The sequence below is a fragment of the Marinobacter nitratireducens genome, from assembly GCF_000708045.1.
In the GTDB taxonomy this organism is placed as follows: domain Bacteria; phylum Pseudomonadota; class Gammaproteobacteria; order Pseudomonadales; family Oleiphilaceae; genus Marinobacter; species Marinobacter nitratireducens.
Window position 1 is genome coordinate 1 of sequence record NZ_ANIE01000008.1, and the last position, 13,811, is coordinate 13,811.

General features: G+C 59.1%; 12 protein-coding genes. 3 read left to right on the top strand and 9 right to left on the bottom strand.

All coding sequences use genetic code 11. From position 1 onward, the window contains the following. Positions 1-180: 180 nt before the first annotated feature. Positions 181-1,356, bottom strand: a complete 1,176-nt coding sequence (locus tag D777_RS13555; protein ID WP_036133175.1) for a type III PLP-dependent enzyme — start codon at positions 1,354-1,356, stop codon at positions 181-183. Positions 1,357-1,639: 283 nt separating this feature from the next. On the opposite strand from D777_RS13555, the gene D777_RS18265 reads away from it, so the two are divergent. Further along, a complete protein-coding gene (locus tag D777_RS18265) occupies positions 1,640-3,433 on the top strand; it encodes a PAS domain S-box protein (RefSeq protein ID WP_036133177.1) in 1,794 nt (597 codons plus the stop codon). Here the strand turns inward: D777_RS18265 and D777_RS13565 are convergent. Beyond that, positions 3,430-4,248 carry an ATP-grasp domain-containing protein gene (locus D777_RS13565; protein WP_036133179.1) on the bottom strand — a complete coding sequence of 273 codons (819 nt, stop codon included), beginning with the start codon at positions 4,246-4,248 and terminating at the stop codon, positions 3,430-3,432. The genes D777_RS18265 and D777_RS13565 overlap by 4 nt on opposite strands. 119 nt (positions 4,249-4,367) lie before the next feature. Here D777_RS13565 and D777_RS13570 point away from each other — a divergent pair, with 119 nt between their 5' ends. Continuing rightward, entirely contained in the window at positions 4,368-5,213 is an 846-nt protein-coding gene (locus D777_RS13570) for a translation initiation factor eIF-2B (RefSeq protein WP_036133181.1), read from the top strand. Here D777_RS13570 and hrpB read toward each other — a convergent pair. The 7 genes from hrpB to D777_RS13605 all read right to left on the bottom strand — a co-directional run bounded on the left by hrpB (position 5,167) and on the right by D777_RS13605 (position 13,544). Continuing rightward, positions 5,167-7,653 carry an ATP-dependent helicase HrpB gene (hrpB, locus tag D777_RS13575; RefSeq protein ID WP_036133400.1) on the bottom strand — a complete coding sequence of 829 codons (2,487 nt, stop codon included), beginning with the start codon at positions 7,651-7,653 and terminating at the stop codon, positions 5,167-5,169. The genes D777_RS13570 and hrpB overlap by 47 nt on opposite strands. A gap of 350 nt (positions 7,654-8,003) precedes the next feature. After that, on the bottom strand, positions 8,004-9,221 hold the full coding sequence (locus tag D777_RS13580) for a YbfB/YjiJ family MFS transporter (protein ID WP_036133183.1): 1,218 nt from the start codon (positions 9,219-9,221) through the stop codon (positions 8,004-8,006). 81 nt (positions 9,222-9,302) lie between these two features. Then, a complete protein-coding gene (locus D777_RS13585; protein ID WP_036133186.1) occupies positions 9,303-9,968 on the bottom strand; it encodes an SCO family protein in 666 nt (221 codons plus the stop codon). A 143-nt stretch (positions 9,969-10,111) separates the two neighbouring features. Further along, positions 10,112-11,023: a heme o synthase gene (cyoE, locus tag D777_RS13590; protein WP_036133188.1), complete on the bottom strand. Its 912-nt coding sequence runs from the start codon at positions 11,021-11,023 to the stop codon at positions 10,112-10,114. Continuing rightward, positions 11,020-12,123 carry a COX15/CtaA family protein gene (locus tag D777_RS13595; RefSeq protein ID WP_051669116.1) on the bottom strand — a complete coding sequence of 368 codons (1,104 nt, stop codon included), beginning with the start codon at positions 12,121-12,123 and terminating at the stop codon, positions 11,020-11,022. Before D777_RS13595 ends, cyoE begins: the two co-directional genes overlap by 4 nt. Positions 12,124-12,130: 7 nt before the next feature. After that, complete coding sequence (locus tag D777_RS13600; RefSeq protein ID WP_227501777.1) at positions 12,131-12,775, bottom strand: hypothetical protein; 645 nt, start codon at positions 12,773-12,775, stop codon at positions 12,131-12,133. After that, positions 12,756-13,544 carry an SURF1 family protein gene (locus D777_RS13605; RefSeq protein WP_227501778.1) on the bottom strand — a complete coding sequence of 263 codons (789 nt, stop codon included), beginning with the start codon at positions 13,542-13,544 and terminating at the stop codon, positions 12,756-12,758. Before D777_RS13605 ends, D777_RS13600 begins: the two co-directional genes overlap by 20 nt. 48 nt (positions 13,545-13,592) lie before the next feature. Here D777_RS13605 and D777_RS13610 point away from each other — a divergent pair, with 48 nt between their 5' ends. After that, complete coding sequence (locus tag D777_RS13610) at positions 13,593-13,796, top strand: twin transmembrane helix small protein (RefSeq protein WP_036133192.1); 204 nt, start codon at positions 13,593-13,595, stop codon at positions 13,794-13,796. Positions 13,797-13,811 lie beyond the last annotated feature (15 nt).

Below are 13,811 nucleotides of genomic sequence, written 5' to 3' on the forward strand. Positions count from 1 at the left end.
AACGAAAAAAGGGCCAGCCCAAAGGTTGACCCTACAAAATTACCCTCTTCAGCGGACTCCCCCACCAATGGCCGCAAGGCCGGGCCGCGGGGGTGTTTTCCGCCGGGAACGATTGTCTGAGCGCAGCGAGTTGTTCGTTCCCAGAGGAAAACACCCCCGCGGCCCGGCCCAACTCCACAGTTACAGGTAATAGTCCTGCAACGGAGGAAACCCATTAAACTCCACCGCACTGTACGTCGTCGTATAAGCCCCGGTAGACAACCAATACATCCGGTCCCCAATGGCCAGATTCAACGGCAACGGATACTTGTGATGCTCGTACATGATGTCCGCGCTGTCGCAGGTTGGCCCGGCAATCACACAGTCCTCGCCCTCACCAGTCTTCTCCGTCCAGATCGGAAACTTGATCGCCTCGTCCAGCGTCTCGATCAGCCCTGAAAACTTACCCACATCCGTAAACACCCATCGGTGCAGCGCCGTGCGGGACTTCCGGGAAATCAGCACCACCTCACTCACCAGCACACCGGCGTTGGAAATCAGCGACCGACCCGGCTCAATAATGATCTCGGGTAGTTCGTCACCAAAATCCTCACGCAGGAAACGGGCGATCTCCTCCGCGTACACACCCAGTTCGTTGGTGCGGGTAACGTAGTTGGCCGGGAATCCACCCCCCATGTTGATCATCTTCAGCTCAATGCCGTCTTCATCCCTCAGGCGCTCAAAAATCACCTTCACCTTGTTCAGGGCTGCATCCCAGGCACCAATCTCACGTTGTTGGGAACCCACGTGAAACGACACCCCGTAAGGCACCAGACCCAGGTCCCGGGCCAGGATCAGCAGGTCCATGGCCATATCGGTCTGGCAGCCAAACTTGCGGGACAGCGGCCAGTCAGCGGTCAGTGTGCCTTCGGTCAGGATACGCACATAGACCTTCGACCCCGGAGCGGCCTTGGCGATATTGCGCAGATCGGCCTCCGAGTCGGTGGCGAACAGGCGCACACCCTTTTCGTAGAAGGTGCGAATATCCTTCGCCTTCTTGATGGTGTTGCCGTAGCTGATACGATCGCCGGTTACCCCCAGAGCCATGACCTTTTCCAGCTCATACACCGACGCAATATCAAAATTGGCGCCCTTGTCCCGCAGCATGGTCAGTATTTTCGGAGCCGGATTAGCCTTCACCGCGTAGTAGACCTTGGCGTATGGAAAGCCTTCTACCAGCTCGTTGTACTGGCGCTCAATCATGTTGGTATCAATGACCACGAACGGCGTTTCCCTGGTATCGGCGAACTCCTTGATACGTTTGAAGGTCTCATCGTCGTAGTAGTCAGCAATGTTGGCGTTAACGGCTTCGGTCATGGATGGTGTTTCCCTCCACAGGGCAAACAGGCATAAAAAAAGGGCACCACAGCATGGCTGCAGGCCCCGTCATTGGCGCGATCATCGGGCTTTTCCCGGATCTCGGATATGCGCATATTTACCGATAAAACGGCGAGTATCTGGCACCTTAAACCTACCAAAAATGTGACATGTAACAAAAAAACACCCGAGACGAATAAAAAACAACCAATTTGGGAATGACTTCGCAGCAAAACCCACTAGGTTTTATGGATGAGATAAAAAAAATATCGCGAGGCTATACATGCTTTTCGGAAACAACCATCTCAAACAGGTTCTTGAACAGGCTCTCGATGCCGTCGTCAGTATTGACGAAAAAAACTGCGTGACTTTTTTTAACACAGCGGCCGAAAAACTCTGGGGATATAACCGCAAGGAAGTCCTCGGTCAGAACGTCAAAATGCTGGTGCCTGCTGACATCCAGAGCAAACATGACGGCTATGTGCAGAAAAACCGCGAGACCGGCCAGGACAAGATCGTCGGTACCAGTCGTGATGTGTTGATGACCCGAAAAGACGGCTCGCAACTGTGGGCCAACCTCGCCCTGAGCAAGGTCGTGCAGGGCCGCTCCATTACCTATACCGCATTTGTCCGGGACATCACCGAGGAACGGGCCAGCCGCGAGATCATCAACCAGACCCTTGAACAGGCGCTCGACGCGGTGGTCACCATCGATGAGAACAACGCCATCACGTTTGCCAACTCCGCTGCCGAAGAGCTTTGGGGCTATGCCCGCGAGGAAATGATCGGCCAGAACGTAAAAATGTTGGTCCCCGCCGATATTCGGGATCGGCACGACGACCTGGTGAACGCAAACCGTAAAACCGGGGTGGACAAGATCGTGGGCACCACCCGGGAAGTGCCCATTTTCCGAAAAGACGGCGACAAGCGCTGGGCGTCACTTTCGCTGTCGAAAATCCGGCTGGACGACCGCATCCTGTATACCGCCTTTCTGAAAGATGTGACCGAGGAGGTGGCCAGAAGAGATGAATTCAGGATGCTGTCCATGGTGGCCAATGAAACCGACAACGCGGTGATCATTACCAATCCGGATAAGCAGATTGTCTACGTTAACCAGGGGTTCACCCAACTGACCGGTTACACGCTGGAGGAGGTGGAAGGAAAGAAGCCAGGTGATCTGCTTCAGGGCCCGCATACCGATCAGTCAACCATTGAACAGATCCGCTACAAGCTTGGTCGCAATGAGCCCTTCTACGACGAGATTCTCAACTACGATCGCAACAACAACCCATACTGGGTCTCACTGGCCATCAACCCGGTATTTAATGACACAGGAACGTTGACCCACTACATCTCGATCCAGGCCAACGTGACGGAAACCAAGGAACAGTCCCTCGAATTTACCCGCCGGTTCGAAGCGATCAGCCAGAGCAACGGCGTTGGTGAATGGGACCTTGATGGGAAACTCACCCACGCCAACTCCTACATGATCGAGCACCTGGGCGACACCAATGAGGACTCCTTGCTGGCCCGTGCCAGGAATCTGCGCGACATCGTCGGGCCGGACATCTTCAACCGGGTGCTACAGGGAGAACAGTTGCAGGGCAGTTTCAGTATTGAGGATCCTCAGGGTAAAGAACACTGGTTCGACTCCACCATTTGTCCAATCGCGGATTTTGAAGGTAACGTCCGCTACATCGTGACCTATGGCATCGACATCAACTCCAAGATGGAGGCATCCAAGGTCACTGATGAGGAAATGGCGCTGGTACTGAGCTCCTCAAACGAGATTTCAAAGATCGTCAGTGTCATCAATGAAATCTCCGGCCAGACCAACCTGCTCGCACTCAATGCCGCCATCGAGGCCGCCCGGGCCGGCGAGGCAGGTCGCGGATTTGCGGTTGTTGCCGATGAAGTCCGCCAGCTGGCGCAGCGTTCAACGCAGTCGGCTGATGAGATCAATCGACTGGTGGCAGAAACAACCCAGCGTGTTGAAGATCTCGCCAGTTCCCTGCGCCGACTGAATGACGTTTCGTCAGATGAGCTGTCAGGCTCTCAGCAAACCGAGGCCTCCTAAGCAACGATTGGCCAGACCGGTGGCGGGCAGGTAGGACCGTTCGGGTCCCGGGGCTGATCCTGATCCCGGAGATAGTCGACAATTGCATCCTGCAAGGTGCGACCGGGCCCCAGGCCCTGATTGCCGAACAGGCGGTTGAACTCCAGCACATAGGGGTAACCGTCAACCAGGGCGATATCGAAGCCGGCATGGTTCACATCCAGTGCCCGGGCCAGGCGGAGCGCAAGATCTGTGGCCGCCGCTGGCACGGGACGGGTGTCGATGCCGCCACCCCGGGCAACATTGTTGTAGAAACCCTGCTCTGCCTGGGTACGCCAATAGGCCGTCAGCACCTGGTCACCAACGATCACTACCCGCACATCGCGGTCGATGGGCAGGTATTCCTGCACATAGAGAACGTCCGTGCGCTCGCAGTAGGTCCGCCAATCCTGCCGGTTTTCGATCAACCAGACACCCTCTCCCATACTGGCCCTGGGAAGCTTGGCGACAAACGGCAAGGGCATGGTTTCCCAGATCAGGTCACGCTCCTGGGGACCGTTAGCCTCAATCAGCGTCCAGGGAACGTGCTCCGGGGCAACGGTCTGGAAAGCCCTGGTCATCTCGACCTTGTCATGGCCAATGCGGTAACTTGCAACACTGGGAAATACCCGGCACTTGAGCCCATAAACCAGCGCATTGAGCTGCCAGTATTCCGGGAATAGCACCCAGTCGGCGTCCTGGAGCTGCTGCTTGTGGCGAAGGAAATGCTCGGGCTTCAGGACCGCTGTATCGGGAAAACCGAGGGTTCGAAAGATGTCGAATGAAACAAGGTTCATGGGCGTGTTTACTGTTCAAATAATCGCCGCATTCTAATCCACTTCCAGCGCTTGGCAAGCCCCTTTTTCGCCTCCGCCACAGGCTGCTAACCTTAATCAGAACACTCGGACCTTTGCCTATGGATGAACCCGCCAAAACGCTGCTATCGGCGCTTAAAAATGATCACCAGAGCGGCGCAACTGCACTGGCGCTGGAAACGCTTCGCCAGCTGGAGCAGTACGTGATCAACTCGGCGCCACCATTGAACCGGCTGGCCAGGCTACTCGAAAACGTTCGGCTTGCCCGTCCCAGCATGGTCGTGATCGGCAACGCCATAGCCCGACTGGAAACGTCGCTTGCCTGCTGCCCCGAAAGCCCACTCACCGCGATTCAACGGATTCAGGGGCAACTCCGGCACGCCACCTCAAAGGTTGTTGAATTAACCACGCCCAGGGTGCCCGAACACGCAGTCATTATGACCCACAGCGCAAGCTCCGTGGCGATGACGCTGTTCCAGACGCTTGCCCGAGAGAACCGGCGATTCTCTGTTATTTGCACCCAAAGCAGTCCCGGCTTTGAAGGCCACGATCTGGCAAAGGCCCTGAACCGGGCGGGCATACCGGTGACCCTGATCAGTGATGCCCAGATGGGATTGTTCATTGGGAAGGCGGATATGGTGATGACCGGCTGTGACTGCTGGCTCAGCGATCACCATTTCATCAACAAGGCGGGCACCCGGCTACTGGCACTGGCGGCGGCGGACGCGGACACCCCGTTCTGGGTGCTCGCGGACAGTTTTCGGGACAGCCCGGAGACCAGCCAGAGCATCACCCTGGAGGAGATGCCAGGGGCAGAGCTCGGGGCGCCGGAAGGGCAATGGATCACGCCGCGAAACGTCTATTTCGAGACCATTCCAGAGCGCCTGGTAACCGGCCGGATCAGCGATCGGGGCGTTTCTTTGTTCCCTGTTGCGGCTCCGCGGTAAAAGGATCTTCCGGCCAGGGGTGCTTCGGGTATCGGCCTCTCATATCCTTACGCACGTCTGGATAAGCATTGCGCCAGAAGCTGGCCAGGTCCGCGGTTACGGCCAGGGGACGTTGAGCGGGCGACAACAGGTGGATAACGACAGGGAGCTCTCCGCCGGCCACCTTTGGTGTCTCGGTCCAGCCAAACAACGCCTGCAACTTGGCAGCCAGTATCGGACCATTCTCCGCACTATAGTCGAGAGACACCTTCTGCCCGGTAGGAATGGTTAAGGTTTCTGGCGCCATTTCGTTGAGCCGTTGCTGTTGCGGGTAATCCAGCAGGCTGTTGAGCGCTGTCATCAGATCCAGCTTCTGCAAGTCCGCCCACCGGCTCACACCCACGAGGAACGGACCCAGCCAGGTCTCCAGTGTCGCCAACAGGGCGCTTTCCCCAACATCCGGCCAGTCTCCGGGGAAGGCATCCGCGAGCAGTCTCACCCTGGCACACCACTGCTTTGCGGCGTCCGTCCAGGGCAGGCTTTGCAGCCCTTTGCGCCTGACCGCATCGAGCAACCCCTGCTGCACCAGTTCCGCAGCGGGTTTGTCCAGCTCCCGTTCGGCGAGTATCAACGCGCCGAGTTTGCGCACCTTCCGGGCTACCACCGTTCCGCGCCGGTCATCCCAGAACGCTTCATCATCCTCAACTATGTGCGTGGGCAGATCCTGCTCCAGATCCCGAAGATCCAGCGAAGCACCCAGATAGATGGTGGCCTCCCGGGCTTTGCCGTCCAGATCCGCGGCAACGATCCAGTCGTGCCTGGCCAGGGGATCGTCCTCGCGAAGCACGGCGCCCCTGCCGTTACTGAGTTGATACCGGGGTATCGCCCCCTTGCGCCTGCGGCCAACCCGGTCAGGGTAAGCAAGTGCCAACAAACGCCCGATTTGTGCATCACCTGGGATCTCGGAATCAGACGCCCCCGGTGAAGTCAGGCGTTTTGCTGACTGGCGGATGGCGCTGAGTCTGGCCCGGTCGACCTTGTCCTGACGGGACTCGCCGCGCAACACCCGCAGCCGTTCGTGCATATCGGCACCGGCACGCGGCCCCAGCAGATCGCGCTCTTCCAGCAAAGCGGCCAGTTCAGCCGCCGCTGTACCCAGCCCCAGATCGCGGCCGCGCAGGACCATGTGCGCCAACCGGGGGTGAATGCCCAGATTCCGCGCCGTCTTGCCATGATCGGTAATCGCGCCATCACCATCGAGCATGTCCAGCCACTGCAACAGCGCCACCGCCTGATTCCAGTGGGCGCCGGGAGGCTGATCCACCCAGGCCACATTTTCCGGGCCCCGCGCGCCCCACTGCGCCAACTCCAGCACCAGCGGTGCAAGGTCCGCCTCCTGAATCTCCGGCGGCGTATACTCCGCCAGCCCGAACTGCTCAGACTCACTCCACAGCCGGTAACACACGCCCGGCTCCACCCGGCCAGCCCGACCTTTGCGCTGCTCCGCCGACGCCTTCGACACCCGGCCAGTCACCAGACGAGTCATACCACTGTTGGCGTCGAACACCGCCCGTCGCTGCTGACCGCCGTCGATCACCACCCGAACGCCCTCGATGGTAAGACTGGTTTCGGCAATGGCCGTTGCCAACACCACTTTGCGAACACCCTCCGGTGGCGGCGAGATCGCCCGGTCCTGTTCATCGGATTTCAGATTTCCGTACAGCGGCGCCACCATCACGTTGCCCGACACCAGGTCGCGAAGCTGACGCTCCACCCTCCGGATCTCGCCGGCCCCGGGCAGGAACACCAGCAGGGAACCGGTCTGATCCGCCAGCGCTTCCTGAATCACCGCAACCACCCGGTCCTCAATCCGGCTGCGCTGGTCGCGGACAGGAGCCGGGCGATACAGCACATCCACCGGAAACATCCGTCCCTCGCTGGTCACCACCGGCACGTCCCCTAACACCCGGGCGATAGGAGCTGTATCCAGCGTTGCCGACATCACCAGCAACCGCAGATCCTCCCGCAACGCCTGCTGGGATTCCCGCACTAGTGCCAGGCCCAGATCCGCCTGCAGGGAACGCTCATGGAATTCATCAAATAGAACAGCAGCGTAATCTTCCAGCAGGGGATCGTTCTGGATCATCCGCGTCAGAATGCCCTCGGTCACCACCTCAATCCGGGTTGCGCCGGACACTCTGGTATCCAGCCGGGTTCGATAGCCCACCGTCTGCCCGGGTTTTTCACCCAATTGGCCGGCCATAAAGCGGGCCGCCGACCGGGCCGCAAGACGCCGGGGTTCGAGCATCAGAATCTTCCGCTCATCCCGCCACGGCGCATCCAGCAGCGCCAGCGGAACCCGGGTGGTTTTACCCGCGCCCGGTGGGGCCTGAAGCAACGCTGTGCTGGTGGATTCCAGGGTTTGCTTCAGGGTTGGCAGGATGTGGTCTATTGGGAGCATTGTTTTGGGCTTGGGTTCGGGACGGCTGGGTTTGGAGTAGGGGCATGGGTGTGTTTTGAGTTTTGGGGCGGAAAAGAACTCGCTTTGCTCGGACACCTTTGTCCTTCCCAAAACTCAAAACACCCCCATACCCTTATGGTAAACCGAGTTTTCTCGACAGCTTACCATGGTCTTTGTTGGGTTAAGCCCGAGAGGGTTTCTTCTCCCGAGAAAGCACCATTGTTACTCAGAGCGGGGTGGTGGGGTCTTTTTTCCGCCAGAAATGGATGTCTGAGCGAAGCGAGTTCCATTTCCAAGGAAAAAAGACCCCACCACCTCGCTCAAACCCCATAACCAACAGTCTTACCCAATCAAGAACCCAGCCCCCTTGAGGCATGCCAATCCTCCGGCCGAGGCACAAAAAACACGAACACCAACCCAAAGGCCAGCGCCGCCACCCCGATTCCGAAGGCAGACACCAGCGTGCCCCCCATATCCAGCCATTGCTTGGTCAGCCACGGCCCGACCATCTGGGTGAAGCCATACAGCGCCACCGTGGCAGCCGACAGTCGCGGACCCTGATGCGGGTGCAAGGCGCGGCCAATGCGTTGGGTCAGCAATACGGTGCCAAGGAAGGTGCTGCCGACCAGGGCGGCGCAAAGGAACAGTCCCATGGGTCCGGGCCAGACAACCGCAAACAGGACTCCCAGCAGCTGAATCAGGAAATTCAGTTTGAGAGCCAGCAGGTCCCCGATTTTTGCCCCCAAGCGGTTCCAGATCCAGGGCGCGGGAATCGTGCACAAAGCCACCACCAGCCAGGTGCCATCCAGCATCCAGTGGTTATCCGGAAGCTCCAGTTTCGCCAGCAATGGCAGGAAGGTCATGGGCAGGATGTAGCCGAGCCCCGCGCCGGCGTATGACAGGAAAAGCGGAATGCTGGCACGGTCGAGCAGGGGTGTGGTCACTCTGGCGCTCGTGTCTTCCTGCTTGCGCTCAGTGACGTCGAGCCGCATCAGTTTGACGGCACCCCACCAGGCCAACGGAATGGACAGGATGGCGGCTGGCCACCAACGTTCGGCACTGTTCAGCCAATCGGCGCTGCCGGTCACCAGACCACTGGATACCAGCAAACCAAGGCCAACACCAATGTAGACCAGCCCGCTCATGGATGAGCGGTTGCGGAGCACCAGCCATTCCAGGATCAGCGCCGGAGCGTGAACGAAGACCATGCCGTTGGCCACCCCGTTGAGCCAGCGGCTACCGGCAATCAGGGTCAGGGTATCGGTCTGGGTGACAAACAGTGTGGTAATAACGTGCACGGCCAGTGATATCGGCAGCAATACCCGGATCTGATCGATCCGGTGCCAGCGAATGGCCAGCATGGCCCCCATCAGGTAACCGAGGTAGTTCCAGGTGGCGACCGCGGCGCCGTTGGCCGCACTGAACTGGCCGTCGTCGACCAGATAGGGCAAAAGCGGGGTATAAATGAAGCGTCCAAGGCCATGGACGACAAGCAGAACCACGGCTCCGGCCGCTAGAACCGTGAACAGTTGGCGGGGATTGGTGCAGCTTTGGGCGTTCGTCGGCATGGTCTCGACTCGTCATGGTTCGGACCGTGCAGTCTAATCCACCAATGCGCCTGTGTCAGTGGGACCTTGGATGAAGGCCGGTTAGCTACCGCTCCGTTCCCGGTTGTCCCGCGCCCAGGCGTAGATCCGTTCAAAGGCTTCGGCGACGGCTTCCGGTTTATGGGGCGGTTGAATCAAAGCCGCCAGCTTACCGTCAGGATTCAACAGGGCGAAATGGGCGCTATGGTCCACCAAAAGCTCACCATCCGCCTCACGATGCACAAACACCGCACTCAGGCTTTTTGCCAGGGCTCGGAGGGTGTCGAGATCACCGGTGTAACCATGGAAATGCTCGCCGAAAAAACCGGTGTAGGCTTTCAACTTCTCCGGCGTGTCATGCTCCGGGTCGGCACTGACCAGCAAGTAGTCCGGTTGTGGCAATTCATTGGAAATTAACTGATCGGTGCGCCGCAGGTTGGCCATCGCCGCCGGGCACACATCCGGGCAGTTGGTGTACCCGACAAAAGCAAACGTCCAGCGCCCGCGCAGGCTTTCCCGGGTAACCGTCTCGCCGTTCTCATCGGTCAGCGTGAAATCTACCAGCTCCCTGGGTTCGTCATAGACGTAGGCGTTCAACTCCGCCAGAACCGGTGCGGGCTCCGGCTCCTCATTACCGACCAGATACACCTGACGGGCGATCACAAGGCCAAACACCAACAAAACCAGCAATAGAAGCGCGAATAGCGTTATCCGCACGGATCGATCCATGGTGACTCCCATACCGAAACTTTTGGTGTACGGAGCGGGTCGGTAAGTCTTTTCTTCTGGGAACAAACAACTCGCTGTGCTCAGACAATTGTTCCCGCCAGAAAAGACTTCCCCACCCACTCCTGCAGACGTTATTCGTGGCTTCAGAAGAAGACGAAATGGTCTACTAGAAGTACCACAAAGAGGGCCATCAGGTAAGTGATGGAGTATTTGAAGGTATTGAGAGCAACGCGGCGATCATCGCCCCTGTATAGCCGGATGGCGTATTGCAGAAAGCGCAGGCCGAGGGCCAGCGCGCCGATCAGGTAGATGCCGCCCGACATACCTGTGACAAAAGGTAGCAGGCTGGCTGCCAGTAGCATGAGCGTATAGAGCAGTATGTGGAGTTCGGTGAAACGGTTGCCATGGGTGACCGGAAGCATGGGGATACCGGCCTTGGCGTATTCTTCTTTGCGGTGAATGGCCAGGGCCCAGAAGTGAGGTGGCGTCCAGGCGAAGATGATCAGCACCAGCAGCAGGGCGTGGCCTTCCACTTCACCGGTGACGGCGGTCCAGCCCAGCAGCGGCGGCATCGCTCCGGCCAGTCCGCCGATGGTAATGTTCTGGGGTGTGGCTCGCTTCAGGAACAGGGTGTAGATGCCGGCATAGCCAACCAGTGAGGCCAGGGTCAGCCACGCGGTCAGTTCGTTTACCTGCCACATCAGGACGACCATACCGACACTGGCGAGAATCACGGCAAACAGGATCGCATCCAACGGGGCAATCTTGCCTGTGGCGACCGGGCGTTTACGAGTGCGAGCCATGACGGTATCAATCTTCTGATCCACCACATGGTTGACCACCGCCGCAGAACCCGCCAGCAACGCGATGCCGAGGTTGCCGTAGAGCATGACCTGCCAGTCCGGCACGCCGGGCACCGCCAGCAACATGCCGATCACGGACGTGAGGATCATAAGCGCCACAACTCTGGGCTTGGTCAGCTCCAGGTAGTCACGCCAGGAAATGGTCTGGTTTGCTGCTGACTGGGCCGCCAGCGCCTCGACTCGCTCGCTCATACCGTCGCCTCACGATTAATTGTTGTTATTTGTGGATTTCCGGCGCCCTGGGCAAGGGGCAACCGATGGTACTGCCAGATCAGGTGGATCACCGTCAGCAGCAGGCCTGCTCCCATGGCGTTGTGCGCCACCGCCACAGGCAGCGGAATATGGAGCAGTACATTGGCCAGCCCCAGCGCGATCTGGGCACCCAGTGCCACAGCCACCAGTCCTACCGGTCCGGTTAAAGCGGACTCGTCGCGACGACGCCAGAGAGCGGCCAGCAGAAAGGTGAAGTAGCCCAGCACCACCATTGCACCGAGACGGTGCGTAACATGAATCGCCACCCGGCCATCGGCCTTAAGCTGACCACCGAGATAGTTGGGTCCGACATGCTGGGTGACATCAAACCCGTGCTCGAAGTCCATTCCTTCCGGCCACCATTGGCCCTGGCAGGTAGGCAGGTCGGTACAGGCAACGGCTGCGTAGTTCGATGCCGTCCAGGCCCCGAGCGCAATCTGGATAATCACCAGCAACAAGCCACCATATAACCAGGGACGCATGCCGGGTCTTGCCACGCCACCCTTGTTTTTTCCTATGCCGTTCACTCGTCCACGAAGCCGGAGAGTGAGTAGTGTTAACAGACTCAGGGTGGTGAACCCTCCCAGCAGATGCAGGGCAACCACCTGAGGCCAGAGTTTCAGGGTCACGGTCCACATGCCGAACGCTCCCTGTAATACGATGAAGCCAGCGATGAAAAGCGGCAGTTTTACCGGGACGCCGGAGCGGCGGTGTCTGACGGCATAGGCGGCGAGGCCGAACACGATCAGCCCCAGGGTGCCGGCCGCGTACCGATGAATCATCTCGGGCCAGCCCTTTTCCACCACCACTGGTGATTCCGGGAAGCGTGCGTTGGCAATGGCAATGTGGGCTTCGCTCTGGGGTACGGTCAGAAAGCCATAGCATCCTGGCCAGTCCGGGCAGCCAAGGCCGGCGTGAACCAGTCGTGTCCAGGCCCCCAACATAATCACAATCACCGCCAGACAGGTTGCGACCATCGCCCAGCGTTTCATCAGACGGACGGGCGTATCGGTAGAGGAAATCTCTTGCGTTTCTCGCATACCACCCTTACCCGATCTGGGAAATCTTCAGCAGGTGTTTCAGGTCTTTCAGCACTTCCTTACCGGTGTTGCCCGTGCCGTAATGCATCATCAGGTTGCCGAACGGGTCGACCAGCAGGATACGCGGGGTTTTCTCCGGGTTAACGCCTGCGGGCCAGGCCGGCGCGGTGCCCGGCGCCGGCTGAAGGCGTTCCATCAGACTGTATTCCGAGTTCCACCGCTGGGCCAGATCGGCAGGCACGGAACCGAGCGCGGCGGCTCGCGAGACCCGGTTGGCATTCTTCCCAAGTGCAATATTGACCTGCCGGGCGAGGTAGAGCAGTTGCTCGCAGTCACCGCCGCATTCGCCAGACACCACCAGCATCATCCACTGTGCCTCGGGTTTGTCCGGGCCAAAGCGTGCCCCCAGCGGCTGGCCGGATCGGGTCTGCAATTGCAGTTCGCTCACCGGTACAACAGGGTCGATGAGGACCCCGTTATTGGTGTGGCCTACCGGGTTGAGCCAGCCGGTGTAGAACATGATGGTTGCAAAGACCATGGGTCCGAAGCCAATCGCAAACAGCAGTATCGCCGTTCTGCGACCGCGCTGGATCTGTGCCGGAGTGGGGCCTTCCTTCTGATCGGAAATACGGTCAGCCATTGTCATTGTCATTATTGGCTCCTGTCTTTCGGTAACTCGCCGCTACCGTCAATATAGTCAGTGCAACAGCAAGCGCAAACCATTGAGCCGCATAGCCATAATGGGTTTGCGGGCCCATCACATCAACCTGCCAGTCGGCCCTGAATGCCCCGGGCTGTTCCTTGCCTGCAAGCCTCACGATGGCGCCCGGTAGTCCCGGCACGCTCTGGTTCGCGGTTTCCTGCGGCAGGGTCTGCACCCGCCTGGGCCAGCTGCCCGCAGGTTCACTGCGCTCACTCAACACCGGCGGTTCCGGGTAATCTGCCAGACGACCTTCCAGCATCACCGTCGCCCCTGGGGTGCTGATCGAAGGCAACGCCTGTCGGCTTCGCGGGGCCGGGACCCATCCGCGATTCACAACGACAGGCGGCCCCACCGTGGGATGAAAGTCGGTCAACACCTCATACCCGGGAATGCCGCTCCGGGTCCGGTTATCCAGCAACCAGGTCCGGTTGCCGTACACACCGCTCAGTGACACTGGCCGCCCCGAATCCAGGCCCTGGGCGACGAGCTCGTTCCAGGGTAATTCGAGAGCCTCTTGCTGCCACTGATCCAGCATCACCTGCTTCTGCCCAGCGCGATCCAGTTGCCAGATTCCGAGACCAATCAATAGTGGCAGGAAACACCCGGTGAATAGCATCAGGCGCCAGTCAAAACGCCACTTTCGGGACATACGCTGTACCCCGATCATGCTCTGCTCCCGTTCACGCTCTGCTATAGTGACCTGAGCCGATGCCATCATAAACAGCATCCTCCAGCCGACAACGCTTACAAGAAACGGGGCACCTCCATGCTGAAAGCTCTCATTGTGATTCTATTGCTCATGGTTCTCGCCAGCCTGTTCAGTGGTCTTTTCTTCCTGATCAAGGACGGTGGCAAAACCAACCGGGTCGTGAATTCTCTGGCGGTTCGGGTCACCCTGAGCGTGCTGCTGCTCGCCGTGATCATGATTGCACTCTGGCAAGGTAGCCTGACCATGAACCCGACGCCTTGATCATCCAGCCTTACC

Coding starts and splice junctions, on each gene's coding strand:
- D777_RS13555 (WP_036133175.1), bottom strand. CDS start 1,356: ATGACCGAAGCCGTTAACGCCAACATTGCTGACTACTACGACGATGAG.
- D777_RS18265 (WP_036133177.1), top strand. CDS start 1,640: ATGCTTTTCGGAAACAACCATCTCAAACAGGTTCTTGAACAGGCTCTC.
- D777_RS13565 (WP_036133179.1), bottom strand. CDS start 4,248: ATGAACCTTGTTTCATTCGACATCTTTCGAACCCTCGGTTTTCCCGAT.
- D777_RS13570 (WP_036133181.1), top strand. CDS start 4,368: ATGGATGAACCCGCCAAAACGCTGCTATCGGCGCTTAAAAATGATCAC.
- hrpB (WP_036133400.1), bottom strand. CDS start 7,653: ATGCTCCCAATAGACCACATCCTGCCAACCCTGAAGCAAACCCTGGAA.
- D777_RS13580 (WP_036133183.1), bottom strand. CDS start 9,221: ATGCCGACGAACGCCCAAAGCTGCACCAATCCCCGCCAACTGTTCACG.
- D777_RS13585 (WP_036133186.1), bottom strand. CDS start 9,968: ATGGATCGATCCGTGCGGATAACGCTATTCGCGCTTCTATTGCTGGTT.
- cyoE (WP_036133188.1), bottom strand. CDS start 11,023: ATGAGCGAGCGAGTCGAGGCGCTGGCGGCCCAGTCAGCAGCAAACCAG.
- D777_RS13595 (WP_051669116.1), bottom strand. CDS start 12,123: ATGCGAGAAACGCAAGAGATTTCCTCTACCGATACGCCCGTCCGTCTG.
- D777_RS13600 (WP_227501777.1), bottom strand. CDS start 12,775: ATGACAATGACAATGGCTGACCGTATTTCCGATCAGAAGGAAGGCCCC.
- D777_RS13605 (WP_227501778.1), bottom strand. CDS start 13,544: ATGATGGCATCGGCTCAGGTCACTATAGCAGAGCGTGAACGGGAGCAG.
- D777_RS13610 (WP_036133192.1), top strand. CDS start 13,593: ATGCTGAAAGCTCTCATTGTGATTCTATTGCTCATGGTTCTCGCCAGC.